The 26,802-nt window shown below is 68.1% G+C and carries 28 protein-coding genes; 20 read left to right on the top strand and 8 right to left on the bottom strand.

Annotation, left to right across the window (positions count from 1 at the left end; translation table 11 throughout):
• Window positions 1-5: 5 nt before the first annotated feature.
• From MicroSTF_RS17515 to MicroSTF_RS17435, 17 genes are all read left to right on the top strand, one after another.
• Window positions 6-4,526 carry an FtsK/SpoIIIE domain-containing protein gene (locus tag MicroSTF_RS17515; protein ID WP_322957419.1) on the top strand — a complete coding sequence of 1,507 codons (4,521 nt, stop codon included), beginning with the start codon at window positions 6-8 and terminating at the stop codon, window positions 4,524-4,526.
• A 43-nt stretch (window positions 4,527-4,569) separates the two neighbouring features.
• Window positions 4,570-5,628: a hypothetical protein gene (locus MicroSTF_RS17510; protein WP_315074008.1), complete on the top strand. Its 1,059-nt coding sequence runs from the start codon at window positions 4,570-4,572 to the stop codon at window positions 5,626-5,628.
• Between the two features lie 167 nt (window positions 5,629-5,795).
• The gene (locus MicroSTF_RS17505) at window positions 5,796-6,101 is read left to right on the top strand and encodes a hypothetical protein (RefSeq protein WP_021198489.1); all 306 of its coding nucleotides are present in this window, start codon (window positions 5,796-5,798) and stop codon (window positions 6,099-6,101) included.
• Window positions 6,102-6,121: 20 nt separating this feature from the next.
• On the top strand, window positions 6,122-7,291 hold the full coding sequence (locus tag MicroSTF_RS17500) for a hypothetical protein (protein WP_029259845.1): 1,170 nt from the start codon (window positions 6,122-6,124) through the stop codon (window positions 7,289-7,291).
• A 39-nt stretch (window positions 7,292-7,330) separates the two neighbouring features.
• Window positions 7,331-7,948: a hypothetical protein gene (locus MicroSTF_RS17495; protein WP_021198491.1), complete on the top strand. Its 618-nt coding sequence runs from the start codon at window positions 7,331-7,333 to the stop codon at window positions 7,946-7,948.
• Window positions 7,948-8,571 (top strand): hypothetical protein, encoded by a 624-nt coding sequence (locus MicroSTF_RS17490; RefSeq protein ID WP_322957406.1) that lies wholly within the window; start codon window positions 7,948-7,950, stop codon window positions 8,569-8,571. The genes MicroSTF_RS17495 and MicroSTF_RS17490 overlap by 1 nt, the downstream gene beginning before the upstream one ends.
• 136 nt (window positions 8,572-8,707) lie before the next feature.
• On the top strand, window positions 8,708-8,995 hold the full coding sequence (locus MicroSTF_RS17485; protein WP_028501988.1) for a WXG100 family type VII secretion target: 288 nt from the start codon (window positions 8,708-8,710) through the stop codon (window positions 8,993-8,995).
• 79 nt (window positions 8,996-9,074) lie between these two features.
• Window positions 9,075-9,974 carry a hypothetical protein gene (locus tag MicroSTF_RS17480; RefSeq protein WP_029265882.1) on the top strand — a complete coding sequence of 300 codons (900 nt, stop codon included), beginning with the start codon at window positions 9,075-9,077 and terminating at the stop codon, window positions 9,972-9,974.
• Window positions 9,975-10,059: 85 nt separating this feature from the next.
• On the top strand, window positions 10,060-10,407 hold the full coding sequence (locus MicroSTF_RS17475; protein WP_021200029.1) for a hypothetical protein: 348 nt from the start codon (window positions 10,060-10,062) through the stop codon (window positions 10,405-10,407).
• Between the two features lie 12 nt (window positions 10,408-10,419).
• A complete protein-coding gene (locus MicroSTF_RS17470; RefSeq protein ID WP_322957404.1) occupies window positions 10,420-11,730 on the top strand; it encodes a hypothetical protein in 1,311 nt (436 codons plus the stop codon).
• Entirely contained in the window at window positions 11,730-12,326 is a 597-nt protein-coding gene (locus MicroSTF_RS17465) for a hypothetical protein (protein ID WP_322957401.1), read from the top strand. The genes MicroSTF_RS17470 and MicroSTF_RS17465 overlap by 1 nt, the downstream gene beginning before the upstream one ends.
• On the top strand, window positions 12,323-13,210 hold the full coding sequence (locus MicroSTF_RS17460; RefSeq protein WP_029259842.1) for a hypothetical protein: 888 nt from the start codon (window positions 12,323-12,325) through the stop codon (window positions 13,208-13,210). Before MicroSTF_RS17465 ends, MicroSTF_RS17460 begins: the two co-directional genes overlap by 4 nt.
• Window positions 13,207-13,884: a hypothetical protein gene (locus MicroSTF_RS17455; RefSeq protein ID WP_322957399.1), complete on the top strand. Its 678-nt coding sequence runs from the start codon at window positions 13,207-13,209 to the stop codon at window positions 13,882-13,884. The genes MicroSTF_RS17460 and MicroSTF_RS17455 overlap by 4 nt, the downstream gene beginning before the upstream one ends.
• A 115-nt stretch (window positions 13,885-13,999) precedes the next feature.
• Window positions 14,000-14,287, top strand: a complete 288-nt coding sequence (locus MicroSTF_RS17450) for a WXG100 family type VII secretion target (RefSeq protein WP_028501988.1) — start codon at window positions 14,000-14,002, stop codon at window positions 14,285-14,287.
• A 149-nt stretch (window positions 14,288-14,436) separates the two neighbouring features.
• Window positions 14,437-14,730 (top strand): hypothetical protein, encoded by a 294-nt coding sequence (locus MicroSTF_RS17445; protein WP_021198762.1) that lies wholly within the window; start codon window positions 14,437-14,439, stop codon window positions 14,728-14,730.
• A complete protein-coding gene (locus MicroSTF_RS17440) occupies window positions 14,727-16,391 on the top strand; it encodes an alpha/beta hydrolase (RefSeq protein WP_322957394.1) in 1,665 nt (554 codons plus the stop codon). The genes MicroSTF_RS17445 and MicroSTF_RS17440 overlap by 4 nt, the downstream gene beginning before the upstream one ends.
• Window positions 16,392-16,461: 70 nt before the next feature.
• Window positions 16,462-17,115: a hypothetical protein gene (locus MicroSTF_RS17435; protein ID WP_136053497.1), complete on the top strand. Its 654-nt coding sequence runs from the start codon at window positions 16,462-16,464 to the stop codon at window positions 17,113-17,115.
• 21 nt (window positions 17,116-17,136) lie between these two features.
• Here MicroSTF_RS17435 and MicroSTF_RS17430 read toward each other — a convergent pair whose 3' ends face one another.
• Together MicroSTF_RS17430 and MicroSTF_RS17425 are read right to left on the bottom strand one after the other, a co-directional pair.
• Window positions 17,137-17,625, bottom strand: a complete 489-nt coding sequence (locus MicroSTF_RS17430) for a dehydrogenase (protein ID WP_029260475.1) — start codon at window positions 17,623-17,625, stop codon at window positions 17,137-17,139.
• 54 nt (window positions 17,626-17,679) lie between these two features.
• On the bottom strand, window positions 17,680-18,669 hold the full coding sequence (locus MicroSTF_RS17425) for a malate dehydrogenase (RefSeq protein ID WP_021198758.1): 990 nt from the start codon (window positions 18,667-18,669) through the stop codon (window positions 17,680-17,682).
• A 52-nt stretch (window positions 18,670-18,721) separates the two neighbouring features.
• Between MicroSTF_RS17425 and MicroSTF_RS17420 the strand changes: the two genes are divergently transcribed.
• Both MicroSTF_RS17420 and pip read left to right on the top strand, forming a co-directional pair.
• A complete protein-coding gene (locus MicroSTF_RS17420) occupies window positions 18,722-19,606 on the top strand; it encodes a neutral zinc metallopeptidase (protein WP_021198757.1) in 885 nt (294 codons plus the stop codon).
• A 70-nt stretch (window positions 19,607-19,676) separates the two neighbouring features.
• On the top strand, window positions 19,677-20,651 hold the full coding sequence (gene pip, locus MicroSTF_RS17415; RefSeq protein ID WP_021198756.1) for a prolyl aminopeptidase: 975 nt from the start codon (window positions 19,677-19,679) through the stop codon (window positions 20,649-20,651).
• 3 nt (window positions 20,652-20,654) lie between these two features.
• Here the strand turns inward: pip and MicroSTF_RS17410 are convergent, their stop codons facing one another.
• From MicroSTF_RS17410 to MicroSTF_RS17390, 5 genes are read right to left on the bottom strand one after another with little or no spacing between them, the layout of a single operon-like run.
• Complete coding sequence (locus MicroSTF_RS17410; protein ID WP_315073588.1) at window positions 20,655-22,451, bottom strand: aldehyde dehydrogenase family protein; 1,797 nt, start codon at window positions 22,449-22,451, stop codon at window positions 20,655-20,657.
• 28 nt (window positions 22,452-22,479) lie between these two features.
• Window positions 22,480-23,919: an MFS transporter gene (locus tag MicroSTF_RS17405; RefSeq protein WP_322957389.1), complete on the bottom strand. Its 1,440-nt coding sequence runs from the start codon at window positions 23,917-23,919 to the stop codon at window positions 22,480-22,482.
• Between the two features lie 31 nt (window positions 23,920-23,950).
• Complete coding sequence (locus MicroSTF_RS17400; RefSeq protein WP_029260469.1) at window positions 23,951-24,214, bottom strand: glutaredoxin family protein; 264 nt, start codon at window positions 24,212-24,214, stop codon at window positions 23,951-23,953.
• Entirely contained in the window at window positions 24,211-25,245 is a 1,035-nt protein-coding gene (locus MicroSTF_RS17395) for a cation transporter (protein ID WP_315073583.1), read from the bottom strand. Before MicroSTF_RS17395 ends, MicroSTF_RS17400 begins: the two co-directional genes overlap by 4 nt.
• Window positions 25,242-25,742 carry a transporter substrate-binding domain-containing protein gene (locus MicroSTF_RS17390; protein WP_029260467.1) on the bottom strand — a complete coding sequence of 167 codons (501 nt, stop codon included), beginning with the start codon at window positions 25,740-25,742 and terminating at the stop codon, window positions 25,242-25,244. Before MicroSTF_RS17390 ends, MicroSTF_RS17395 begins: the two co-directional genes overlap by 4 nt.
• A 147-nt stretch (window positions 25,743-25,889) precedes the next feature.
• Between MicroSTF_RS17390 and MicroSTF_RS17385 the strand changes: the two genes are divergently transcribed.
• The gene (locus MicroSTF_RS17385) at window positions 25,890-26,282 is read left to right on the top strand and encodes an SIP domain-containing protein (RefSeq protein ID WP_017831448.1); all 393 of its coding nucleotides are present in this window, start codon (window positions 25,890-25,892) and stop codon (window positions 26,280-26,282) included.
• 52 nt (window positions 26,283-26,334) lie between these two features.
• Here the strand turns inward: MicroSTF_RS17385 and MicroSTF_RS17380 are convergent, their stop codons facing one another.
• Complete coding sequence (locus MicroSTF_RS17380) at window positions 26,335-26,790, bottom strand: adenylyltransferase/cytidyltransferase family protein (RefSeq protein ID WP_021198753.1); 456 nt, start codon at window positions 26,788-26,790, stop codon at window positions 26,335-26,337.
• Between the last annotated feature and the right edge of the window lie 12 nt (window positions 26,791-26,802).

Below are 26,802 nucleotides of genomic sequence, written 5' to 3'. Positions count from 1 at the left end.
GAGCGATGAGAGTCAAGCTGACCCTGCGTCGACCCGCAGCACCCCTGACCGATGTGGTCGTGATGGCCGACTCGACGGCGACGATCGCCGACGTCGCGCGTCAGATCGCCACGACCGACCCCGCACGCAGTATCGCCGCGGCTCCGGCCGACGTGCTCACTCTCTCGGTGGCGCCGCCGACCAGCGAGCAGCTCACCATGCTCAACCCCGACCTGCTCGTCGGTGACGCTCCGATCGGCTCCGGCTTCCTCGCCGAGGTGGTCAACGTCGGCCCGAACCGGGTATCGGTGGGAGGAGCCGGCACGCGCCCGGCCGCCGTGCTCACGGTCGTCGCCGGTCCCGCCGCGGGCCAGGAGTTCCCGCTGCCGATCGGTCACTTCCTGATCGGCCGTGATAGCGCGAACGACGTCACGATCGCAGATCCGCTGGTCTCGAAGCGGCACGCTCGTATCGAGGTCGCCGCGACCTTCGTCGAGCTGGTCGATCTGAACTCGGCGAACGGGATCCTCGTCGACGGCGGACTCGTGCAGCGGCTCCGCGTGATTCCCGGACAGAGCTTCGCGCTCGGCGACTGCGAGTTCGTCGTGCACATGGTGAGCGACTTCGACGGATCGGCCAGCGGCGACCCGGTGCTCGAGCGCGGGGGTGCTCTGATGTTCAATCGCAGCCCCCGCGTGGAGGAACGGTTCACGGGGCAGGAGCTGGATGAACCGCGCTACCCACGCGACCAGCCGTCTCGGCTCTTCCCCTGGCCCATGCTCGTCGCGCCGATCCTGTTGGCCGTGACGATGTTCAGCATCACGCAGCGTCCGGCCTCTCTGCTCATCGCCGCCGCCTCCCCGATGATGATGTTCGGCAACTTCATCTCCCAGAAGACCAACGTCGGTCAGCGTCTGCGCAAGGAGGCGGAGTCGTTCGAGGAGCAGTTCGAGCGGCTCGAAGAGACGCTCTACCACTCGCACCCGAAGGAGCGGGAGGTGCGGCAGAACGAGGTTCCCGCCGTCGCCGTCGTGTTCGATGAGGCGATGCGCCTCGGACCCCTGCTGTGGACGCGTCGACCGGAGCACTGGAACTTCCTCGCCCTGCGCCTCGGCGTCTGCGAGAGCGAGGCGCGCACGCGCATCAAGCGCACCGAGACCCCGGAGGCGCTCGTCGAGTACGTCGAGCGCGTCGACCGCCTCGAGGAGCGGTACCGGATGATCGACGACGTCCCCATCCTGGAATCGCTCCAGAGCGTGGGATCCATCGGCGTCGCGGGGCCGACGTCGCTCGCGAGCGATGCGCTGCGCGGGATCGCGGTGCAGCTGTTCGGTACGCATTCCCCCAATGAGCTGGTGACCGTCGCCCTCACCGAGCCGGGCTGGGCGAACGAGCTCGACTGGCTCAAGTGGCTGCCGCACACCTCGAGCGAGCGCAACCCGTTCAAGGAGATGCCCCTCGCCGATTCCGCCTCGACGGGCACGGCGCTGCTCAGCGGCCTGGAGGAGATCGTGCTGCGTCGCTCGCGGGAATCGAAGTCCGCGCGGCCGCCGTACGGCGCCGACTGGGATCCGATGCGCTACGGGACCGACGTCAAGCGGGCAGCAGAGGACGCGACGTTCCCCGGCCAGACGGCCATCCTGGTGATCATCACGAACGACGCTCCCGTCGACCGGGCTCGACTGACCCAGATCCTGGAACGCGGCGCCGACGTCGGCGTGTACGCGCTCTTCGTCGCTCCGGTCGTCGAGGCGCTGCCCGCCGCGTGCCGCACGTTCGTCGATGTGAGCGCCGGCCTCGCCGATGCCGTGGTCGGTACCGTCCGCAGCGGCGTGGACTACCGCGGGGTGCAGGTCGAGGGCGTCTCGCACGCCTACATGACCATGTTCGCGAAGCGCCTCGCCCCGGTCGTCGACTCCAGCACGGTGATCGAGGATTCCTCCGACATCCCGAACTCCGTCAGCTTCCTCTCGCTGGTGGGCAACGAGGTCGCCGAGGATGCGAGCGCCGTGATCGACCGGTGGCGTCAGAACAACACCATCATCGATCGCTCCGGTGCTCCGCAGTCCCGACTCAAGAAGGCCGGAAACCTGCGCGCCATCATCGGGCAGTCGCAGACCGACGCGATGACCCTCGACCTGCGCTCCCAGGGGCCGCACGCGCTCGTCGGCGGGACGACCGGTGCCGGCAAGAGCGAGTTCCTGCAGGCGTGGGTGCTCGGCATGGCCGCGGCCCACAGCCCCGATCGCGTCACATTCCTCTTCGTCGACTACAAGGGCGGTTCCGCGTTCGCGGATTGCGTCGACCTGCCGCACACCGTGGGGCTGGTCACCGACCTGAGCCCGCACCTGGTGCGTCGCGCCCTCACCAGCCTGCGCGCCGAGCTGCACCATCGCGAGCACCTCTTCAACCGCAAGAAGGCGAAGGACCTCCTCGAGCTCGAGAAGCGTCGCGATCCCGAGACGCCACCGGCCCTGGTGCTGGTGATCGACGAGTTCGCCGCGCTCGCCGGAGAAGTGCCGGAGTTCGTCGACGGCGTCGTCGACATCGCCCAGCGCGGTCGTTCCCTCGGCATCCACCTGATCATGGCCACCCAGCGCCCCGCGGGCGTCATCAAGGACAATCTGCGCGCGAACACGAACCTGCGCGTCGCGTTGCGGATGGCCGATGAATCCGACTCGAAAGACGTCGTGGACGATCCGGTGGCGGCGACGTTCCCGCCCTCGCTGCCCGGACGCGGCATCGCGAAGACCGGTCCGGGTCGCCTCGTGCCGTTCCAGTCCGCCTACGCGGGCGGGTGGACGACCGATGAGGCGCAGGTCGCCGAGGTCAAGGTCGCCGAGCTCCGCTTCGGCTCGATCCAGACCTGGGAGGCCGAGCAGGCTCCGGAATCCGACTCCCACGATGAGGATCTCGGACCCAACGACCAGAAGCGCATCGTGGCGACACTCGTGAACGCGGCACGCGAGGCCCGCATCCCGGCGCCCCGGCGTCCGTGGCTCGACGACCTCGAGGGCGCCGTCGATCTGCGCGACCTCCCGGTGCTCGGCGACGGGCAGGTGCTGCTCGGCAAGATGGATGTCCCGGAGCGGCAGCTGCAGGAGCCCGCGTACTTCCATCCCGACAAGGACGGGTCGCTCCTGGTCTACGGGACCAGCGGATCGGGCAAATCGACGGTCCTGCGCACGATCGCGATCGCGGCGGGTTTCGAGCCCGCGCATTCGAACGTCGAGGTGTACGGCCTCGACTTCGGATCGGGTGCGCTGAAGAGCCTCGAGATGCTGCCCCACGTCGGCTCGATCATCTCCGGCGACGACTCCGAGCGCGTGCAGCGCGTGCTGCGTTCGCTGGCCGCCGTGCTCGACGACCGCGGCAAGCGCTTCAGCGCCGCCAACGCTTCCAGCCTGACCGAGTACCGGGAGATCACCGGAAAGGATGAGGCTCGCATCCTGATCCTGATCGACGGGTTCCCGCAGTTCCGCAGCGAGTGGGAGTCGACCACCGCGCGGATGCCGTTCTACCAGACGTTCATGCGCATTCTCGGAGAGGGGCGCCCGCTGGGCGTGCACGTGATCGCGAGCGCCGACCGTTCGGGCTCCGTGCCCACCGCGGTCAGCGCCAACGTGTCGCGGCGCGTGGTCCTGCGGCTCTCCGACGAATCCGGGTACGCGATGCTCAACGCGCCCAAGGACGTGCTCGACGAGCGTTCGGCTCCCGGTCGCGCGATCGTCGACGGGCGGGAGACGCAGATCGCGACGCTGGGCGGCACCCCGAACGTGGCTGAGCAGACCAAGCTGTTGGAACAGCACGCGACGGCTCTGCGCGCGGCCGGGGCGAGGGAGGTGCCGGAGATCGGCGCCCTGCCGACCCGCCTGTCCGTGCGCGATCTCCCGGATCGTCTGGGCGAGTTCCCGGTGCTCGGCGTCGCGGAGGACACGCTGGCCGCACGCGACTTCGACCCTGTCGGCACCTTCGTGGTCGCCGGTCCGCCATCGTCGGGCAAGACCACCGCGCTCAAGGGGATCATCACGTCGATACGGCGGTTCGACCCCGAGGTCAAGCTGTTCCACTTCGGCGGTCGCCGAGCCCAGCTCAAGGGCTACGTCGACTGGACGCGGAGCGCGGTCACCCCGGAGGACGCGAAAGAGCTCGCGAAGGAGATCGCCGAGATCGCCGTCGACGAGACCATTCCGGTGCGCATGCTCGTCATCGTCGAGGACGTGCCCCAGTTCGCGGACGGCCCCGCCGAACGCGAGATGAAGGCGCTCTTCCAGGCGATCAACCGGAGCGATCACCTGCTGGTGGGCGACGCCGACGTCACCCAGGTGACGAGCGGCTTCGGATTCATCGGCGACTTCAAAGCCGGGCGCAAGGGCATTGTTCTCAAGCCGGATGCGTTCGACGGCGACGCGATCTTCAAGGTCCCGTTCCCCAAGGTCAAGCGCACGGATTTCCCGGACGGTCGAGGCATCTTCGTACAAGCGGGACGCCAGGTCACGGTACAGCTGCCACTCATCGAAGGAGACACATGGACGCCAGTCCGCTGAGCGCGAGCGCGCACACGCATCGGTTCCGAAGGAGGGGCGAACGATGACGGTCACCTTCGACGACGCCGCGCTGCGCGCGCGCGTGGATCCGGTGCGTGCGCGGCAGGAGAGCCGTGAGCGTGTGACGAGGGAGGGGCGCCGGTTCGGCGTGGTGCTCGGTTCCGGCTGGGTCGTCTTCCAATCGGTCGTGCTGGTCGTCGGCGCCGGTGCACTCGCGGCCCTGGCCGTCGTGGCCGTGCAGTTCATGTTCGGTGCCGACGGCGCCGATCTGACGACCGTCGTTCTGGCTGTGCTGATGGTGCTGCCGCTCGCGGTCGGCCGCATCCGATCCCACCTCCGGGGTCCGCGCGAGCGGGAGATCGAGGAGTACCGCCTCGAGCAGTTCACAGCGGCGAACGGACTCACCTATCGCACCGGCGAACTCGACCCTGAGCGGCCGGCAGCGTTGTTCGGAATCGGCACCTCGCGAGTCGCCAGCGACATCGTCTCCGGCCCGTCCCCGCGCCCGTTCGAGGCCGCGAACTACTCGTTCGACACCTGGGTCGCCCGCGCGCGCATGCCGCGGGTCGCGAACTACGTCGAGTTCGCGCTGACCGGCTCGCTGCCGCCGATGGTCCTCGTGACCAAGTCACCCGCAGTCGCGGCATCCGGATGGGAGCCGACCGCGCCGCAGGAGCGCGTGCAGATCGAGGGCGACTTCGCCGCGCGCTTCGAGGTCTTCACGACGCGGGCGACGGAGGAGCCGGTACGTCATCTGCTCTCTCCGGACGTGCAGGCGGCACTGACGGCGGTCGCCGAGCGGTGCGACGTCGAAGTCGTCGGCGACCGGGTCTACGTCATCGCCCGACGGCACCTCCCGATGGCTGAGCCCGCGTACTGGGAGTGGATCGAGGATCTCGCCGCGCTGGTGTCACTGCTGGAAGTCCGCGGACGCGCGGAGCAGACGGCGGGTGTCGCGGAGGCGGATCCTGCTCGTCGCACGCGGCGGGAGGCTTTGTTCGCCGCTCCCAAGGGCGGGCGGGCGGCGGCTGTCGGCTGTCTCGTCCCGCTTCTCGTAGGTCTCGTGGCTGCCGCCCTGATCACCAAGATCACGACGGGCTAACAGCGACGGGTCACCCTGGGATGGGGAGTTGTCCCCATCGACCGAAGGGTGATTCTCTTCGTAGAGTTTGCATAGTCGGGGCGATCAGATCGCCGCGACGGACACTTTCAGGGGGCCGGCTCCGCAGCCGGTCCCTTCGATCTGAACGTTTCATGAGGGGGACGGACGTGGGTGACGGCGTCAAGCTGAAGTACGGAGATCTCGAGCCGTTGCAGACCGAATTGAAGAACATCATCGAGGAGTTCGAGCACGCCGGTTCGCGCAGCAACGATCTCGAGAGCGCCGTGGGCTCACCCTACGGCGAGCGTGCGCTGCGCGATGCGGCATCCGACTTCGAGGGGCGCTGGGACGACCGCCGTAAGCAGCTCATGGATGATTGCAAGACGGTCGAAGAGTACGTGGCTGCGGTGATCAAGGGATTCCAGGATTTCGACCGTGACGCCGCATCCAAGTCCGAGAACAGCGGAGGCTGACCGTGTACGAGTACATGCCCATGACCTCGCCGGCGGGTCACCCGATCGGCGCTCTGACCGGTGATGTGGAGGCGATCCGCGATCGGGGGAACTCGCTGCAGGATCTCGCGAACGCGATGAGCAACTCCGCGACGCTGCTGCAGCGCCTCGTCGACAACGGCGCCGACATGCAGGGCGAATCCGTCGACAAGCTCGCTGAGATCTCCGGAAAGATGCACGCCGAGCTCGGCCGCGCAGCCGACCTGTACGACGCCGTCGCGCCGCACATCGTGCAGTATGCGTCAGACCTCGAGACCTCGAAGGCCGCGATCGATCCGATCCTCGACGATCTCGAGACACTGTGGGCGACGTATCAGCAGAAGAAGGATGCCGCATCGTCGGCGGCTGCGCAGAGCCCCGACTATCCGACGGGCGCGGATGCCGACGACGATCAGGCGCGGCAGGCGGCGGAGGACGCGCGTGACGACGCAGCCGAGGCCGCATCGGGGGCGGCGAGCAGCGCGCGCGGCGACTGGGATGCGCGTGCCGGTGACTACGATCGCGAGTGGAACAGCTGGCACACCGCGTTCACCAACGCGGCCAGCAACATCCGTGAAGACACCTCCGACAAGATCGAAGACGGCTTCTGGGACAACGTGGACGGCTTCCTGCAGTTCATGTCCGACTTCCTCGCCGTCGCCGGCATCGTTCTCGCCGTGCTCGCGATCATCGTGGGCGGCCCGATCATCGCCGCCCTCGCCGCCATCGTCGCGGTCGCCACGCTGATCGTGGCCGTCGCGCGGTTGGCGAGGGGCAAGGGGTCGGTCATCGATGTCGTTTTCGGTGTCATCGGGGTCATCCCGCTGATCGGTCCCGCGATCAAGTTCGCGCGTGGTCCGATGGCGATGATCCGCGGCGCGGATTTCGGTGCCGACGGCATGCGGTTCTTCAACGCCGTCGCCGGGCGGGCTCCTCTGAGCACGCTCAGCCAGATCCGCGGCGGATTCACGACGGGTTTCGGCGAGTTCTCCGCTCGACTGTTCACGGGCAACGGCGCCGCGTCGTTCGCCGCGCAGATGACGGGGGTGCAGACGCTCGACATGGTGGGCAACGTCTTCGCTTCGCATTTCGCGATCGCCGGCGGTATCAAAGACAGCGCGGGCGGTGCGTGGTCGGGCACATTCGACCCGGATCAGAATCCGTTCTCGTGACCGACAGCGACGCGAGTCGCCCCATGGAAGACTGAGACGATGAGCAGCCTGCGCGCGGAACTGACGGGAAACTCCGGAACGATCATCCCGCCCTACCGGATGCTCCTCCCTCCGGGATGGGAGGCGTTCGACCTCAGCGAGGCGACCGAACGCGACCTGATCCGTCGGGCGGACGCGCGCCTGCGGGGTGCGCAGAACACGACTTTCGGGCCCGTCCTCGCAGGAAAGGTGCACGAGGCCCTCGAGGGACTGCGGGCACGCCAGGGCTTCGCGTATGCCTTCGCGGGAGAGGCGGCGCCGTCCTGGGCGATCGGTGCGGCGACCCTGGTCGGGCTCAAGCGTTCCTCGACGCCCGAAGCGACGCTGGAGCAGCTCGTCGAAAGCGCGATCCGCCACCACGCCGGCATCGCCATCGGTGAGGGTCAGCGCATCGTGCGGTGGACCGAGCGCCGTGAGGTGTCCCTCGACGGGGAAGACGTCGCGTCGCTGCTGATCAACTACCTGATCCCGATTCCGGGAACGAGGCTCACCGAGGCGGTGCAATGGACGGCCACCGTGACGCATGAGGCCGACCTTCCCGCCGATCACCCGAACCTCACGCTCTGGACGGCACTGTTCGACACCCACGTCAGCACCTTCACATGGACGGTGCGCTGATGGACCTCGCCCTCTCGTACGCGCCTGATCGCATCATCCCGATTCCTGGCGAACGACTCTCACCGCAAGAGCAGGTGACGTGGGCGCGTCAGACGGCGGAGGACTTCGCTCGCGATGCCGGTGCGCACTCCACGGTCGCGGCGCAGATCGAGACCGCCCTGCTCGCGGTGGCGGCGCAGGCCGACTATGACCGAAGGCTCCTGCTCGTCGTGGGCGTCGATGGCGGGGTCGTCGCACCGCTGATGATCTCTGTGATCACGCACGAACTCTCGCGTCAGGAGCAGGCGGACTTCCTCTGGTCGAGCACCGCGATCCTGCCCGTCACGCCGAGACTCACCGAAACCGACGCGCTCGGCACCGGGTTCTCCTCCACCCTCGCGCAGCGGGAGAACGGTCTCGACTTCGCGACGCGCCGCTGGATCTTCTTCGGTGAGGGTACGACCGTGTGCGCGATGCTCGGTCCTGTCGTGCCCTACGGGATGGCGTTCGTCGAGCCGTTCGCCGAGGCTGTTCTCACCACTGCTTCGCTCAGCGATTTCGTCCCGCGGTCCGACCCCGAGCGTCTCGAAGAGCTCGTCTCCGCCGTGGTGCGCCCGGGGGACGACTGGGTGCTGAACGTCTGACCCCGCCCCGACACGCATCGAGCCCTGTGCGGGGATGGGGAGTTGTCCCCATCGACGGTGTTCGTGGGTGCGCCGTAGGGTGGGTGTTGTTCGGGCCGGAGGGGTCCGGTTCTCTCGATTGGCGGAGGTGTGGACGATGGCCGATTTCGGTGCGTCTTATGCGGAGATGGAGCAGGTGGCGTCGTCGCTGTCGCAGGCTCGTGATGACATTCAGGGTCAGTTGGACACGTTGAAGGGTCAGGTGGACACTCTTCTGGGTGAGGACTTCAAGACGCAGCATGCGTCGGGGAAGTTCGGTGAGGGGTACACGGAGTTGACGACGGGTCTGAAGACCGCGGTCGATGGCATCAACGACATGTCCGAGTCGCTGTTGGGCATGATGCGGGCGATCCAGGACCTGGACCAGCAGCTCGCCGGCAGCTGACACACGGCACGGTTTCACGAAGAGGGTCGACCACGACGGTCGGCCCTCTTCGTCGTTCGCGGGCGTTTACTCTGGGGGCATGAGCGCGTCTGACGCTGTCGAGGAGTTCGAACGCGATGTGTTGGAGGCGAACGTGCCCCTGGCCGCGCTGCACGAGGCGGCGGGAGTCTCGGGTGATGCGCGGATGCGGGTGCTCGCGACTCACGTCGCATTCCCGTCTTGGCCGGGAGTCACATCCGCGAGCGCGTTGAGACACGCGGCGCAGGAAGCGGAGATCACCGCGGCGCTGGACGAGTATGCGTCCTCCGCTCGCCCGTTGCTCCGACCGGCAGACCAGGAGCGTTGGGAGCTGCTGGTCGCCGAGATGCAGCGCCGGAGTGGCGACGGATTCCTCGCCGACGAGCTCGGGCGCAGCGCGGTGGGAGCCTCACTCCTGCGCGCGAAGCTCGGCGGTCGTCCGCATCGGGTGCAGCAGCGCGCCGGTATCGACTGCGCATGCGGCTATGCGGTCGATGGCCTCCTGCCGCAGAGGCTGTGTCCGGAGTGCTGCGACGTGCTCCTGCGGCGCTGGGTGGCGGAAGAACGGCGGCTGCTTCGGGCGATGCCCGCGTATGCGGAGGACGTCGCCCAGGTGATCGACGACGTCGCCCAGCAGCAGACGAAGGTGTTCGAGAGCCGCGGCGAGTATCTCGACTCCGAGGCCTTCGGCCGGAGGAAGGCCGGTGGACGACGCCTTGCCCGTCTGGGACGCAGACACCGGGCGGAGCTCGCCGGTGCCGATCTGCGACGGTGGACAAGCTTCATCGAGCCGCTTTCCCGTGCGTCCACGACGAGTCTGCGCTCCACGGTGCAGAAGGTGCACAAGCGCGGTCTCGGTGCGGCGGCGCTCACCGAACTCGGGGTGCGTGCAGACGCGGAGAGCATCAAGGCCTTCGTCAAGGATTCCGAGAAGCGCACGAAGAGCAGCAGGAGAGTGTGAGGCGCAGCCCGATGGGGAGTACTCCCCATCGCGTCGGGCGGAGCTTCCCCGTAACGTCGTAGCGTCCGGGAAGAAGGAGGGGGCCATGGCAGGCGAACGCATGCTCGTACCGATCAGTGATCTGCAGACGACCAGCGAGAAGCTCGCGGCGATCGTGTCCGAGCTGGAGTCTGCGGCCGCGAAGCAGGACGACGTCGAGAACGCCGTCGGCAGGCCGTACGGGGACGGTCGCCTGAAGGACCGCTGCCACGACTTCGAGGGAAGCTGGAACGACAGCCGCGACAAGCTGCTGACCAAGCTCAAAGAGGTCGCCGATCGCGTCAAGGGCACGGTCGACGAGGTCACCAGCCTCGACAACGAGATGGCGACGTCGATGGAGCAGTCGGGGTCGGGGAACGCGCCGGGTGCCGGGCGTCAGCCAGCCGCGGTGTAGGGGGCGAGGCAGATGCAGACGAACAAGGGACGTGACGTCGAAGTCGTTGCCGGCGATGCCGTGGCGATCGCCGACCGGGGAACGAAGATCGTCGAGCTCGGCGACAGCATGGTCAGTGCCGCTGCGACGCTCAAGGGCATCAAAGACGGCTCCATCGATGGCGAGGGCTACGCGATGGACAAGATCAAGGACGTCGTCGACGACGTCCACAAGGATCTGGATGAGGCAGGGCGTCGGTACAAGCCGGCCGGGACCACGCTGAGCAGCTACGCGACGGCGCTCGAGACCGCCCAGAGCCGCATGCGCACGATCGTGGCGGACTGCCAGACGAGCCTCATCGAGCTGCAGACCGCGCAGTCGAACGCGGCCGATGCCGCCGACGCGCTCCAGGCGCACAACACCTCGACGCGGCTGAACCCACCGGCCGAAGAGGACGCGGCAGCGAACACGACTGCCGGCACGAATCTCGCGAACGCCGCCTCCGGTGCGGCGTCGACCCTCAACACCGCGGAGACCACCCACAACGACAACCTCGACGCGTTCGACGGCGAGTACGACAGCTGGCACACCGCCTACGAGACGGCCGTTTCGGGACTGACCGACGCGAACAAGATCGGCGAGGACTCCACGTGGGAGAACATCGCCGGTGTCCTCGCCGTGGTCGCGGAGTGGGTGAGCTGGATCGGCCTCGCGATCGCCGTGCTCGGACTCATCATCGGTGGTCCGTTCTTCGCGATCGCGGCTCTGGTGGTCGGGGTCATCGCGCTGGCGCTCACGGTCGCCCTGATGTTCGACGGCCGCAAGGGCTGGGGTGACCTCGGCTGGGCGATCGTGGGCATCCTGCCTGTGGGCAAACTCGGCAAGATCTTCTCCGGCAAGGCGAAGTTCGTAGAGGAGTTCATCGGTCAGTTCCGCAATCCGGTCCAGCAGATGACTCGATTGCGCGGTCTCGCCGGAACCGCATCTCCGTGGCGGGGCATCGTCTCGCAGAACTTCGGCTCCTACGCGTCCGGTGTCTCCGGAGTCCGTCAGTTCGGGAACAACATCTTCGGCGGGCTCGGCGAGCGGTTCTTCTTCGGTGCCAACCGATCGTTCCACGTCGCCTTCAACGACGCGGTGTCGTCGACCGGCCCGCGGTTCCAGGAGGTGCTGCGGGCGGCGCTGCCCGAAGGGCTCGCAAACGTTGCCAAGGCACCGACCAACTCGATGTTCGAAGCCGCGTGGAACACGTTCAAGTGGTCGGACCGGGTGGTGGGGCTCACCGGGAACGGCAAGCCCTCTGGTGGGTTGTCGCCCGCGGGGCTCGTCAACGGGCTGCTCTGATGGCGGGAGACGCGGGATTCGTCTGGGACCTCGACTTCGACGCCGCGTGGTTCATCCCGCTTCCCGGAGTGGACGGGAGCCAGATCGGTCCCGATGCGGCGGCTGCCTGGACCGACGCCGCCCTCGCGAGGTTGCCCGATGCCGCGACGTCCGATCCGCAGCGCGCTGCGCTGCTGCGCGCGACCGCTGGCGCCCTGCTTTCGCAAGCCGAAGAAGGTGTCACCCGATTGTGGTTCGCTCCGGAGCGGATGTACAGCGATCTCCTCGTTACGATCACCGTGTCGCGAGCATCGGGGCCGGGGAGCGCAGCGAATGAGGAAGTCTTCGACGGCGACCGGTTCTCCGCTGGATTCGATGTGGTGCCACTGCAGACCGAGACGCATGGCAGCGGCTTCCTCCTCCGGCGCTCCACGCAACTCGAAGGGGAACAGCCGCTGTTCATCACGCAATGGACCGTGCGGCTGAACGACGGCACGTGGAGCATCCTTGTCGATACGCTGGGGACGACCCTTCCCGCCTTCGTCCTGTTCGAGGAGCAGCTCATGCGCCTGATCCCGGGGATCCGACTTCCGCGGACGGCGGCGGTCGAACAGTGAGCAGGTACGACCTCCTCGGCGTCGAAGCGCAGCTCTTCGAGCAGTATCCGGCGTTGGCCGATCGCCACGAGAAGGCGGCTCGAGCGGGCTCCGAGCATATTCGTGGTCTGATCGAGCGAAGCGACGCGGCGCGCGGGGGCGATGCCGACGCGTTCGCCGAGCATGTGGCATCCATTCAGCGCTCGGCTCTTGCGAGTTACGCGGCCTCGGTCCGAGGGATCGTGTCTGTCGAGGACATGGTGCGGTGGGTGCGCACCCGCGACGCGTTGAGGCTGAGCGCATATGACTCGCTGCTGCGCGAGGTCGATGCGCCTGGAGCGGCGTCTCTGCTCGATGCCCTGGAAGCGGTGCACGACAGTGGCGATGCATCGGGCGGCCAGGCGACGCTGGATCAGGCGCTCGCAGCGGTCGCGGATCGCTGCACCTGCGGATACGCCTCCACCCGCAACCTCCCGAAGCGCACATGCTACGTCTGCGCGCAGGCGGTGACGGCGGTGTGGGATGCGGAAGAGCAACGCGTGCTGCTTCGCCTGCCGGCGTTGCGAGAAGCGGTCGACGGGGTGCTCGATGCGCTGGTCGACCGACTGGCGGAGATCAAGCTGGATCCCGCCACGGAATGGTCTGTCGTCGAGCATGAACAACGGAAGGCTCGGCATCGTCTCACGCGACTGAACCGCGCTGCGCGTGGTGAGATCTTCGACGAGATGCTGACGAATTGGCGTGAGCTCGCCACCGCAGCCTCGCACGATTCTCGACCGATCGCTCGATCGGTGGCGAAGGGAGCCAAGCGCTCCGGGCTGGGGACGGCGCGTCTCAGCGCGATCGCGCTCCCCGGCAATGCCCTCGTCGAGTCACGCGCGAAGAAGAGAGCGCAGCAGCGGTGAGCGAGATGAACGATCTCGGTGTGGAGTTCCGTTACGGCATCCCCGCCTTCCGCCTGGTGCTGCCTCCGGGGTGGGCCACGCATCTGCCCACGAACGCGGGCCAGCAGGAGGACGTGCGCAAGGCCAGTGCGATCTTCATGCAGGCCGGGCGCCCCGATCTCGACGCGGAGTTCCGCACGATGATGGCGCAGGCCAATCAGGGTATGCGCCGCACCAAGGTGTTCGCGATCTATCGGCAGGAAGACGTGCCGATGGAGGAGCTCCTGCCCCTCTCGATAACGGCCTCCGCGCTCGACGCCCCCGTCGGCGAGAATCTCGACGGCTGGGTGACGGAGGCCTTCCGCCTCCGCGGCGCCGTCTTTCTCGACGAGCACCTCCGGCACATCGTCCGCTGGTCCGCCGAGGCAACGCGCCCCGCGGGTGCGCCTGCGATCGACGGCGTCGGCGGACGCACCGTGACGTACATCATCCCCGTGCCGGGAACGCTGCGTCGCAAGGCGCTCGTGTTCACGTCGACCATCGTGATCCCGGGCGGCGAGGTGATCCCCGCCGAGGTGCTCGACGGCATCGAGCTGCTCAGCGACGCCATGATCTCGACCTTCGCGTGGGAGCAGCTGGCCGAGGAGCCGGCGGTCCCCGTCACCGCCGACCAGGCGCCGACCGACCGCCGCTGACTGGTGTGCGGGGATGGGGAGTTGTCCCCATCGACGGTGTTCGTGGGTGCGCCGTAGGGTGGGTGTTGTTCGGGCCGGAGGGGTCCGGTTCTCTCGATTGGCGGAGGTGTGGACGATGGCCGATTTCGGTGCGTCTTATGCGGAGATGGAGCAGGTGGCGTCGTCGCTGTCGCAGGCTCGTGATGACATTCAGGGTCAGTTGGACACGTTGAAGGGTCAGGTGGACACTCTTCTGGGTGAGGACTTCAAGACGCAGCATGCGTCGGGGAAGTTCGGTGAGGGGTACACGGAGTTGACGACGGGTCTGAAGACCGCGGTCGATGGCATCAACGACATGTCCGAGTCGCTGTTGGGCATGATGCGGGCGATCCAGGACCTGGACCAGCAGCTCGCCGGCAGCTGACACACAGTCTCGAGAAGGGGTCGACGGTTCGCCGTCGGCCCCTTCTTCGTGTCCTCGGGTCCGGAGATCGCGGTCGATGGGCAGTTCTCCCCATCGGCTCACCGTGCGCGACCGGGGTAGGGTGAATCCGGCGGAACCGGGGGGTGGCCATGTCAGACGTCGAGATCTTCTACGCGGAGCTGAACGATGCCGCGAGGAGCCTCACGACCGCGACCTCTGAGGTCCTCACGCAGGCGGCGGGTCTGCAGGGTGACGACACCGGTGTCGAGAACCCGGCGCACCGCTCCGCTCTGCGGCTCGAGATGCACCGGCGGCTGACCGCTCTGCACGACCGGGTGTACGACCGCGTCGAATCGGGGGATGACCTCGCTGCCGCGATCTCCGCCATCGCGAGCAAGTACTCCGACCTCGACGTCGAACTCACCGGGCGGGACGGACCATGAGCCTGACATCGCCGAATCGGGGGTATCCGCTCGAACGCCTCGAGGGCAGCAGCGGATCCATGGGGTACTGGAGCGGTCTGTTCACGCGCGTGGCCGACCGGCTCGGCGACGTGCGTTCGGCCGCGAACTCCGCGCAGGAACTGCGCGGAGTCGGTCGTGCGGTCACAGCGGTGCGCGCAGATGCCGATGACCTCGCCGCACTGCTCCCCGCCGACATCGCCGAGGCACAACTCCTCGCCGGCGTCCTGCAAAGCTATGCCGACGCGTTCGATGCGTATGCCAAGCCCGCCAACGATCTGATCGACGACATCGAGACGGCGCACGCCGAGTGGTCCCGGCTCGACATCGCCGCCGATCGAGCCGGTCGTGCCGCCATGGCCGCCGCCTACGGTGACGATCAGTCCGAGATCGATGAGACGACCGACGCCGTGAACGATGCGATCGTCGACCGTGATGCCGCGAAAGAGGCGCTGGACGAGCTCTGGAACCAGTACGAACGGCTCTACGGCGACTGGGACGCCGCGTACGATGCGGCCCTCGCCGCACTCGCCGCAGGCACGGGTGCCGTCTTGACGAACCAGGCGCGCGACCTGCTCGCCGACCTGCTCGCGGCCTCAAGCCCGGAGGAGGTCGCTCGACTCTGGGCGGCGAACCCCGAACTGCAGCAGGAGCTCATCGACAGCCACCCCGCCATCGTCGGCAACCTCGACGGGGTCCCCTGGGACGTGCGTGCGAGGGTGAACGCCGCGAGGCTGGAGGAGGTGCTCCAGACCGAACCCGCGGGTCCGCACCGTGACGACCTCGAAGCGATCGTGCGAGCGCTGAACGCGGGTGGGATCCCGGCCCCGAATCTGATCAGCTTCGACCCGGACGGTTCGGAGCAGGTGACCGCGGCGATCGCCTACGGCGACCTGTCGACGGCGTCGGAGATCAACACTCTCGTCCCCGGGATGCTGGGGAACGTGCACGACCTGCAATCGTGGGGTGAATCGGCGAAGGCGCTGAACTCCTCCGTGGGTGCCGGATCCGCGACCGTCGTCTGGTTCGGCTACGACACGCCGGAACTCCTCGAGGAGCCCGCGATGGGTCGAGCGCAGGACGGAGCGGCGTCCTTGCGCTCCTACCTGCTCGCGGTACGCGCGCTGTCGCCCGAGGCCGACGTCAATGTGATCGCACACTCGTACGGCAGTACGACAGCGGCGCTCGCCATCGGATCGCAGCCCGACGGTCTCGGCGTCACCTCGTTGATCGCGGTCGGATCCGCCGGGTTCCCGAACGATGCGGCCGTCGTCGACAACCTGACCAACGGCGAGCCCCCGCAGATCTATGCGACGATCTCCGAGGACGACGCCGTGGCCCGCGTCGGTCGCGCCACGGCTCCCGGGCATCCTGTCAGCCCGGAGAGCCTGTCAGGGACTACCGTGTTCGACAGCGACGGTGGCGTGAGCGCATCCGGCGACAGTCTTCCGTCCGCGACCGGACACGATGCTCTCGGGCCCGGTGCATACCTCGAGCCGGGTTCGGAATCCTTCTACAACGTGTCGGAGATCATCCAGACCGGGGAGCCCGGTACCGTTCGCGGCGGCGAGGGCAGTACGCAGGGGTTCTGGGATGCGAGCAACTGGTGGATCAGCGATGAGTACGCTCTCATCGACTTCTGAGCGAATGGGACGACGAATGCGCGGGATATGGCGGCGCGGAGTGATGGCGGCAGCAGCCGTCGGATTGGTGATGACGATGACGAGCTGCGGAACCACGTCGGCGCCCGAAGGCGATGCGCTGTATCGCGATGGTGAGAAGAACTACGTCGCCTACTCCACCGTCATGCACTCCGTGATCATGGCGATCCACGAAGGCGACTGGGCCGTGGACCAGGGCTCATTCGGCGCCTCGCCGATTCCCTGCCGGATCGACGGCGACGTCTCGGGGTACACGTTCTCCTGGGCGCGGGTGCTCGAACCGGCGGAGGAGATCGATGTGGAGGCCGTGGTCGCCGCGGCGACGGCGGCGTTCGAGGATGCCGGGGTGGAGGCGAGCACGACGCGATTCGGAGAGGGCGATCGGCAGGAAGTCAACATCGTCGGCACCGGAGGCGACGTCGGCCGCGGTGTCGTGACGATCCGGCCCGGTCGGAACCAGATCTCCGCGACGGCGACGCCCGGGTGCATCCCCGGCGATGCGGCCGCGCTCTCGGACATGGTCTTCGGCGGAGAACTCGCCTATGACGGGGCTTCGCTGCGATTCCCGGCGTTCGAGGGTCCGGATTGGCAGCCGCGGTTCTATTTCCCCGAAGAGGGGAGCCCGGTGTACTACAACGAAGACGGCTCGCCCGTCGAACCTCAGCCGACGACGACCGCGTTCCCGGTCGCGCCCTACGGCGGCTGACGAGCGCTCTCGGACGGTGTCTCAGCGGGCCGAGGTGTGTACGGCGGCGGCGTCGGCCAGGTGCCGCGCGTCGTGATTCAGCACCTTCACGATGATGCCGTGCTTGCGCAGTTCGGCCACGGTGCGGGCGCCTTCGTCCGCGTCGAGGCCGAGAGCCTTGATGTTCACGACGACCACCACGTCGCCGATGCGCAGGGTCGAGATGAGGCGCGCGAGGCGGTCGTTCCAGCTCTCCAGGATGTCGGGCGCCGGGTGACGGAATCCTTCGATCGGCACACCGAAACGGGTGAGATCTTCGCGCTGCTCGACCACTGACGGCAGACCTTCGCGGGCGACGACGAGACCGACCAGGCGTGAGCCGTCGGGGCGGGCGGTCCAGAAGTTGCGGTTCTGCTGCAACTCGGTGAAGCACTTCGGGCAGGACGCCGCATCGTGCGGCAGGTGCAGGGGACTCGTCAGAGCCTCTTCGACCGATGCCGTGGTCTTCGTGGGATCAATCGTCTCGCTCATCGCGCACCTCCGGCATCCATTCTGCCCTGTCGGCGTGCGTCGCGGTGACCGGATTCACAAGAGGCCGAGGCTCTGCACCGTCTCGCGTTCCTGCTGCAGTTCGGCCACCGAGGCATCGATCCGGGTGCGTGCCCACTCGCTCAACTCGAGTCCCTCGACGACGTGCCACTCACCGTCGATCGACCGCACCGGGAAGGACGAGATCAGGCCCTCCGGAACGCCGTATTCGCCGTGGGAGACGACGCCGGCCGACGTCCAGTCGTCGGTGCCCCGCACCCAGTCGCGCACGTGATCGATGGTCGCACTCGCCGCCGATGCCACCGACGAGGAACCCCGTACCTCGATGATCTCCGCCCCACGCTTCGCCACGCGGGGGATGAACGTCCGGTCGAGCCAGGAGGGAACGTCGCCCACGATCTGTTCGAGCGCCTCTCCCACCGGCCGGCCGCCCACCGTCGCGTGCGAGATGTCCGGGAACTGGGTCGCCGAGTGGTTGCCCCAGATGGGCACGCGGCGAACCGTGTGCACGGGAGCCCCCAGCGTCAGTGCGAGCTGAGCCCGCGCGCGGTTCTCGTCGAGCCGTGTCAGGGCGGTGAAACGCTCGGCGGGCACGCCATCTGCCGAGGCGGCGGCGATCAGCGCGTTCGTGTTGGCGGGGTTGCCGACCACGGTGACGCGCACGCCGGATGCGGCGTTCGCCGCGATGGCCGCTCCCTGCGGCCCGAAGATGCCGCCGTTGGCCGCGAGCAGGTCGCCGCGCTCCATACCGGGCCCGCGTGGACGTGCACCGACGAGCAGGGCGAGGTCGCAGCCGTCGAATCCCACTGCGGCGTCATCCGTCACCTCGACGTGATCCAGCAGTCCGAACGCGCCGTCCTGCAATTCGAGCGCCGCGCCCTCCGCGGCACCGAGCCCCTGCGGGATCTCCAGCAGCCGCAGGCGCACCTTCTCATCCGGGCCGAGCAGGTCGCCCGCCGCGATGCGGAACAGCAGTGCGTAGCCGATCTGTCCGCCGGCTCCGGTGATGGTGATCGTGGTCGTCATGCCCCGAGCCTACGTCCGTTCGAGGGGCCTCCGCTCGGAGTACCCTCGTCCCATGACCTTCAATCCCGACGCCGACATTTCCGGCAACACCACGCGTCGTCGCGGGCGCACGGCAGCGATCGCCGGTGGCACGGGCGTGGGCGTGCTCGGCATCATCGCGCTCATCGCCGGGCCTCTGCTCGGCATCGACCTGACCGGGTTGCTGGGTGGCGGAGCGCCGAGCGGAGGCAGCGAACCAGCGGGCGGATCGGTCATCGAGAACTGCGATACGGGGGCGCAGGCGAACGCCGACGTCGACTGTCGCATGGCGGGTGCTCAGGTCGCGCTGGACGCCTTCTGGGCCGAGAACGTGGAGGGCTATCGCAAACCGCAGATGATCGTCGTCGACGGATCGACGCCGACACAGTGCGGTACGGCGTCCAATGCCGTGGGGCCGTTCTACTGTCCCCCGGAGGAAGGGGTCTACGTCGACCCGACGTTCTTCCAACTCATGCAACAGCAGTTCGGGGCGTCCGCCGGCAATCTCGCGCAGCTGTACATCGTGGGGCACGAGTGGGGTCACCACATTCAGAACATCACGGGCGATATGGATGCCTACCCGAACAACGGCACGGGTCCGGGAAGCAATGGGGTGCGGATCGAGCTGCAGGCCGACTGCTACGCCGGGGCGTGGCTCGGCCGCATGACCGAGCAGAAGGATGCCGACGGCGATCCGTACCTGATGAAGCCCACCGAAGCGCAGATCGAGGACGCGCTGAACGCGGCAGAGGCCGTCGGCGACGACCACATCCAGGAGCAGTCCGGGTTCTCGAATCCGGAGACCTGGACGCACGGATCCAGTGTGCAGCGGAAGCGCTGGTTCGCGGAGGGCTATCAGAACGGGCTGGGCGTCTGCGCGCAGGTGCTGACGCTTCCCGCCGATCAGTTGGACCCGTGATACCCGGCGGGTGGGTGAACGTCCGCTACCGTTGACGAAGTAGTCAGCACGACCGGCTGGGGGGCCGACGATGAAGAAGACGGATGCACTGTATCCACCGATCGAACCGTACGAGACAGGGGAACTCCTCGTCGGTGACGGACACCGGGTCTACTGGGAGGTCAGCGGCAACCCCGAGGGCAAGCCGGTGGTGTTCCTCCACGGCGGTCCCGGCAGTGGGACATCGCCGTGGCAGCGGCGGTTCTTCGATCCGAAGCGCTACCGCATCGTGTTGCTGGACCAGCGGGGCTGCGGGCGCAGCACCCCGCACGCGAGTGCACCCGACGCCGACTTCCGTCACATCACGACGGCCCATCTGATCGCCGACATCGAACTTCTGCGCAAGAATCTCGGCGTCGAGAAGTGGCAGGTGTTCGGCGGATCGTGGGGCAGCGCACTCGCGCTCGCCTACGCGCAGGCGCACCCGGAAGCCGTGACCGAGCTGGTGCTCCGAGGCATCTTCACCCTGCGCCGAGTCGAACTGGAGTGGTTCTACGAGGGTGGTGCCGCGGCGCTGTTCCCCGATCTCTGGGAGAGCTTCCTGGCACCGATCCCCGTGCTGGAGCGCTCGCACATGATCGAGGCGTATCACCGTCGACTGTTCGACCCCGATCCCGCCGTGCACGTGCCGGCGGCGGTCGCCTGGTCCACCTGGGAGGCATCGACCGTCACCCTGACCCCGGATATCGCGCAGATCGAGGCGATGTCCGATCCGGCGAAGGCCACGGCGTTCGCCCGCATCGAGAACCACTTCTTCGTCAACCGCGGCTGGTGGGAGGAAGGGCAGCTGATCGCCGGTGTCGACGTCATCCGCCATATCCCGACGGTCATCGTGCAGGGACGACACGATGTCGCGACACCGATGATGACCGCATGGGATCTGCACCGCGCCTGGCCCGAGGCGGAGTTCGTCGTGGTCGACGACGCCGGTCACGCGGCCACAGAGCCCGGCACGCAGAAGGCGCTCCGAGCAGCGACCGATCGGTTCGCGCGATCGACGCGTTGACCGTCAGGCCTGCAGCGCGTTCGTCAGCGTCTTCACGAGCCCGGTGATGCTGCCGTCCACCCGGTAACGGGTCAGCCCTTCGCTGACGACAGCCCCGGTGCGCGCGGAGACGAACCAGGGCGGCTTCGGCAGGATCGTGAATCGTCCACCGCCGTTCGCGATCGGCAGCGACCGGGGGAACGGGCGGAAAGGGCCGCGCAGCACCGAGCGTTCGACGCCGTCGAGCAGGAGGGCGTTGTGCACCACACCGATGCCGCTGCCGACGTCGCCGATCGTTCCACCGGGGAATGCACCCCATGTGAGGGTGGGGGTGATGAAGGCGAACGCCGTCCAGCTGTTGATCGCGATGGACCCGTAGTGGAGCGCGGCGATGGCCCGCTCGAAGCCGGCGCCGAGCGACTTCTCGGTCGCGGGGTCGATCAGCAGGTTCGCGCCGAGGGTGCCCTGGAGCTTGTCGTTGGCATGAGCCACGGCGGCGTCCAGGAAGTCCTGGCCCGTGCCCGGCACGGTCACGACGCCCAGCACGGGGGCGAAGTACTCGGTGCTCTCCAGTGCCGTCGGATCGTCGTCGGCATCGATCTCGACGAGCAGCCGGTCGCCCAGCACGAGGGCGTCGGGGTAGGCGTCGGTCGCGAGCTCCATCCGCGACGAAGAACCGGGGTACCAGATCGGGCGCTCCGGCGCGTTGGCGTACGCGCGCCGCAGCGCTGCGCGGAAGGCATCCGCCTGGTCCCAGTCGGACGAGATGATCACGACCTGGCCGGCGATGCAGTTGTGCCCGCAGTTCTGCAGCCGCATGGTCGCGATGTGCTCGGCCTGGTAGGTGAGGTCGGCATCGGTCCAGGCGCCGGGCACGACGATGATGGGGGAGACGCCGCCGAGCTCAGCCGTGATGGGCTTCTTCAGCTGGGGGCGATCCTCACGACGTCGTCGCTTCGTCGCCGCCGCGCCCTCGCCCTTCGACGGACCCCAGACGATGGTGTCGAACGTCGCCGCCGAGCCGGTGATGTGCACGTGCACGAGTCCGGGGTGGCCGGTGAGGTAGGCCCCGACGTCGGGCCCGCCGCGGACGATGCGCAGGAACCCGGGCTCGATGAGCGGCGCGAGTGCGCGCTTGTAGACCGGCACCAGCGCATCCTGTGTCGGGTTCACCTTGAGCAGAGCCGTGCGGTTGTGGGCGAGCAGCTCGTAGAGCACGTCGAGCACCGGGATCGACGTCACGTTCCCCGCTCCGAGCACGAGGCCCACACCGCCCGACTCGGTGGGCGTGCGCTGCGCGAGGCCGGCCGCTGCGCGCGCGGCGCCGGGGGTGATCCCCGGTTCCAGCCAGACCTCGCCCGCGAAGCCCGACAACAGGAACCCGTCGATGCCGGTGAGGGGGAAGGCGTGCACGCGGGTGCGTCCTCCGGGCGCGCGATCGATCGTGATCCCGTCGAGCGGGTTCACACCGTTCGCCAGGCGCGAGAGGGTCTCGATATAGGCGTCGAGCGCGCCGAGCACGCTGTACGGTCCGCTGAGCCACTCTTCACCGCGCAGGGGATGCCGCGCGTCGAGGCCCTTCGATGCGGCGGCCGTGTGCGCCCAGTCCTCCGCGGTGGCGGCGACGCTCGTGCGCACCGCGCGCAGCAGCGTCGTCCGTTGGGCGACGGTGAGGGCAGACCAGGTGCGCGTTCCGGTCTGAAGGGCATCGACCGCGGCGTCGAGCCGTTCTCTTTCCCCTTCGCCCAGCTCCGGGGCTGCGCTTCCCGACGCGCGCTTCGAGGTCGGGGCGGAGGTGGCGGTTGTGCTCGCAGAAGTCATCGACGTCTCCTTCGGACGGGATCCCAGCTTAGGCGTGGAAGGGCTCGAGGGTATCGATGTCCGCTCGGCGCAGGCGGTAGTGGCGGAGGGTCAGCAGACTCCCGGCCATCAGCACGGCGGGCAGCGCGCTGAAGCTGAGCACGATGCCCGTGACGGCCGCGTCCGGCTGTTCGACCGTGGCGCCTGCGACGGTCGAGATGTAGCCGGTGGCCGCGAGGGTCAACGACACAGCGGTCGCGCCGAGGGCGAAGCCCACGGTCTCGCCCGCGGTCCAGATGCCGGTGAAGGTGCCGGCCTGTCCCGCTCCGCTCGTGCGTTCGTCGTGCGAGATCACATCGGGCAGCATGGCCATCGGCAGCGACTGGAGTCCTGCGTAGGCGACGCCGGCCACCGCGACGGACACGTAGATCCAGGCGCCGGATGCCCAGACGGCGAAGACGAGCGACGCCGCGGCCGCGGTGAACAGCACGGTGGCCATCGCTAACGCCCGCTCCTTGCCGACCCGTCGCGCGATCACGGTCCATCCCGGGGTGGCGAGCAGTGCGGGGCCCACCAACGCGACGAAGACGAAGGTGACCGCGTCCTCCGACCGCAGCACCCAGGTCGCCACGTACTGCGCGCCGGCGAGCATCGTTCCCGTTGCGAGCGCCTGCAGCACGAACGTCCCCAGGAGTGCACGGAAGGGCTGGCTGCGCCCGAGTGCGCGGAAGCCCGACATGTACTGGTGCCGCCAGGTCGAAGCGGCGGTGGCGGCAGCGTCAGCGGTGTTGACGGGAGCGGTGTTGACGGGAGCGGTGTTGACGGGGGCGGCCGCGGTGCGCTTCGCCGCCATATCCGCCGTCCGGGAGGCGATCAGCATGCCGATGCCGATTGCGATACCCGAGGCGATGCCCATCAAGAGGTAGCCCTGCACAGGGTCGTCGCCGGCATTGCGCAGGGCGGGGCCACCGGCGCCGAACAGCAGGATGGCTGCCGTCAGCACGACCACGCGCCACCCGAGCAGACGCGTGCGCTCGTCGTAGCTGCCGGTCAGTTCTGCGGGCAGAGCGACATAGGGCACCTGGAACAGGCTGAATGCCGTCGCGGTCGCCAGGAACGCCAGCAGCACACTGATCGCTCCGGCGACCGGCCCCCAGGAGGGCGGTACGGCGAAGGTGAGGGCGAAGAAGAATGGCAGAGCGAGAGCACCGGTCACCATGAACCCGCGGCGCGACCCGGTGCGAGCGAGCTGGCGATCGGACGCGGCCCCGATCAAGGGGTCGATCAGCACGTCCCAGATCTTCGCCGCCGTGACGATCAGACCGGCGGCGAGGGCGGCGACACCGAGGTTGTCGGTGAGGAAGTAGGTCAGCACGAGGCCCGGCAGTGTCGCATAGCCGCCAGTCCCGAGCGAGCCGATCGCGTACAGCACGATCGTGCGCGGAGAAAGACGGACGGGTGCTCGTTCGGACCGAGCCTCGGTGCTCATCGCGCCAGTGTAGTGGGGCGATGCCGCGGGGTCAGATCAGCGAGAGCTCGCGCAGCTTCGACTCGACGTCGGCGTTCGACGGCTCGACGTGGTGCGAGGCGTCGGGGTACACGACGACGGGGATGTTGGTGCGGCCCGAGATCTCCTTCGCCACGTCTGCGGCGGCGGGCTCGGCGACCAGGTCGACGTACGTGTACTCGACACCGAGCGCGTCGAGCTGCTTCTTGGTGCGGATGCAGTCGCGGCACCAGTCGGCGCCGAACATCGTGATGGTGTCGGAGGCAAGAGCAGTCATGCATTCAGCCTACGGCCGCGCGGATGAGGTGGCGCTGAGTGTCGGCTGGGCACACGGTGGCCCGTGTCCGCCTCGTCGGGCAGCTGCTCGACCGGGATGACGACGACGTCCTGAATCTTCCAATCGAGGTCGGCGATCCCCTCGGCGGCCGCGCTGAGGTCGGTCACCCTCACCGTGCGGCGGTGTGGCACGACGAACGCCTCGATGTGGAACACCTGCCCCTGGTCGCGCATGCGGACCGCGGCCCGCGAGACCCAGGGACGGCTCCGCAGGTAGGACACGATATCGGCGGCCAGCGGATGTGGCTGCGTGCTGTCGTACGTGCGTGCGCGCTGATCCATGAGATCGACCACGGCTGTGCGGGTGTTGCGGAAGCCATCCCAGACGATGCCCAGCGAGATGAAGAGGGCTGCGGCTCCGTCCAGCCACCACAGGCCGACACCCACGCCGAGAACGCCCACGATCGAGGCGACCGTCGTCTGCCAGTCGGCCTTCGCCATGTCGGCATCGGCGTACAGCAGCTTGTTGTGCAGCACGGGGGCGAGCTTCGACTTCGCCGGCCCGTAGAAGAACACGGGGCCGATGATGACGACCGCCATCACCGCGACCATCAGCCAGCCGAGCCAGATGGTCTGACCGAGCAGCTGCACGGTGCCGATAGTGGGATGCTCAGCGGCGATCAGCCCGGTGACGGCCTCGATGGCGAGGTTCAGGCCGACGGCGAGCAGCGCCACACCCGCGACGAGATGCCCGATGCCCATCGCCCTGTGCAGACCGTACGGGTGCTTCCTGGTGGGGCGACGACGCACCAAGAGGAGCGCCGCGAGGAAGGCGAACTGCGGGATGAGGGACAGCATGTCCTCGATCCACGCCGTCCGCATGGCCTGGGACTCGCCGACCACCAAGGCGATCACGGCGATGGTGATCGACGTGTAGACGATCGTGAAGATCTCCCAGCGCACGGCGCTCCGGATCGCCCTCTGCTGTTCTGGGGGGAGGGTTGTGCGACCGAACTGCCCTGTCTCGTTCATTCGCCGACCTCCTCGTCGAGGAAACGCTCGAGAGAGGAGAGGAACGCGTTCTCGCCGAGAGGCACCAGCATGACGATCTCTCGACCGTCGGCGCCTTCGATCCCGCGGTAGCCGCGAGTGACTCCGGCTTCGTCCACCCAGGGGGTGTCGCTCGTGATGCCGCCGGCGACAAGGTCGAGGTGCCCTTCTTCGAGCATCGTCACGAGAGTCTCCTCCGAGGCGACGGTCCAGTCGGTTTCGGCATGGAGGCGGGAGGCGAACCCGTCGACGAGGTCGACGATGCTCCCGGTCGGTTCCCCGTGCTCGATCCGGACGAGGTCGCCGTCCGGCGCCGTGCCGACGCGGAGTTCGCCGCCGGAGACCGTCTCCAAGGTTCCGTCCGGGTCAGCGGGTACCGTGAGTCCGCATCCGCCCAGAGCGAGGGTCAGGAGCAGCGCAACGGCGACCGACGCCGCTCGGAGGCGGTGACGGCTGCGGCGCGCGAATGCTCGGTTCACACTCGCAGGATGCCTTTGCGGCGACTCTCGGAACAGGCCGTTGACGGGGTGCACGCGCGAGGGCTAGAGATGACGGCGCGGTCGGATCGACGCGTTGATCCGGACTCATCCCTTGTAAGTAAGGGTGCCCTAACTTAGGCTGGGGCCATGAGCGGCGCATGCGAGCATCTGGAGGATCCCGATTGGGACGACATCGAGGGTGCCGTGCTCATCGCCGGCGACGCCGCCGACGCCGGCTTCATCGCGAGCATCGCCGCGCGGTTGCCGTGGGACGCGCAGGGCGTCGTCATCCTCGAAGCGGCGGCACGTATCCAGTTCCGACACATCGACGTCCCCGACGGGGTGTCGGTGCGCTGGCTCGTGCGTGGAGACGGAACGAGGGCGCATACGCGTGGCGAACGGCTCGCGAACGCCGTGCACGCGTGGTGCGTGGAGTGGGCATGCAGTGAGCCGCCGTCGCAGTGGACGGTGTGGCTCGGGCCGCACACTCCGCCGCACGTGGCGCGCATGGCGCGCAGTCTGCTCGGCGTCGCCAACTGACCTCACGTCGGCGGTGGCGCACCGACCGGGCGGCGAAGGGCTGCTCGGGCTCTCAGCGCACCGAGGCGACCGCGGGAGCGTTCGCGCCCGCGGTGATCGCGTCGAGTGCGCGACGCAGCGACGAGCTCGACGTGTGCGCCGTGTACGGGAAGTACACGACCTCGACGCCGACCTCGGCGAACTCGCGCTCCAGGCGCAGACCCTTCTCGGTGCCGCGCCAGTCGTCACCCTTGAAGAAGTGCGTGAACTGCACGTCGCGCCACGAGTCCATCTTCGACGGCGTCGTCTCGACGTAGACGTCATCGACGAACGAGATGTGCTTCACGATCTCCGCCCGCTCGGCCGTCGGGATGACGGGCTCGATGCCCTTCACCTGACGCAGCATCTCGTCGCTGACGACGCCTGCGATCAGAATGTCGCAGTGCTGCTTGGCGTGACGAAGAAGGTTCAGATGCCCGACGTGAAACAGGTCGAAAGCACCAACGGCATAGCCGATACGCGTCCCCATGATCTCCCCAGA

The organism is Microbacterium sp. STF-2 (genome assembly GCF_034650155.1).
GTDB classification, from domain to species: Bacteria; Actinomycetota; Actinomycetes; order Actinomycetales; family Microbacteriaceae; genus Microbacterium; species Microbacterium maritypicum_A.
The sequence above is the reverse complement of the archived record's forward strand: the minus strand, read 5'-3'. Positions and strand labels throughout refer to the sequence as shown.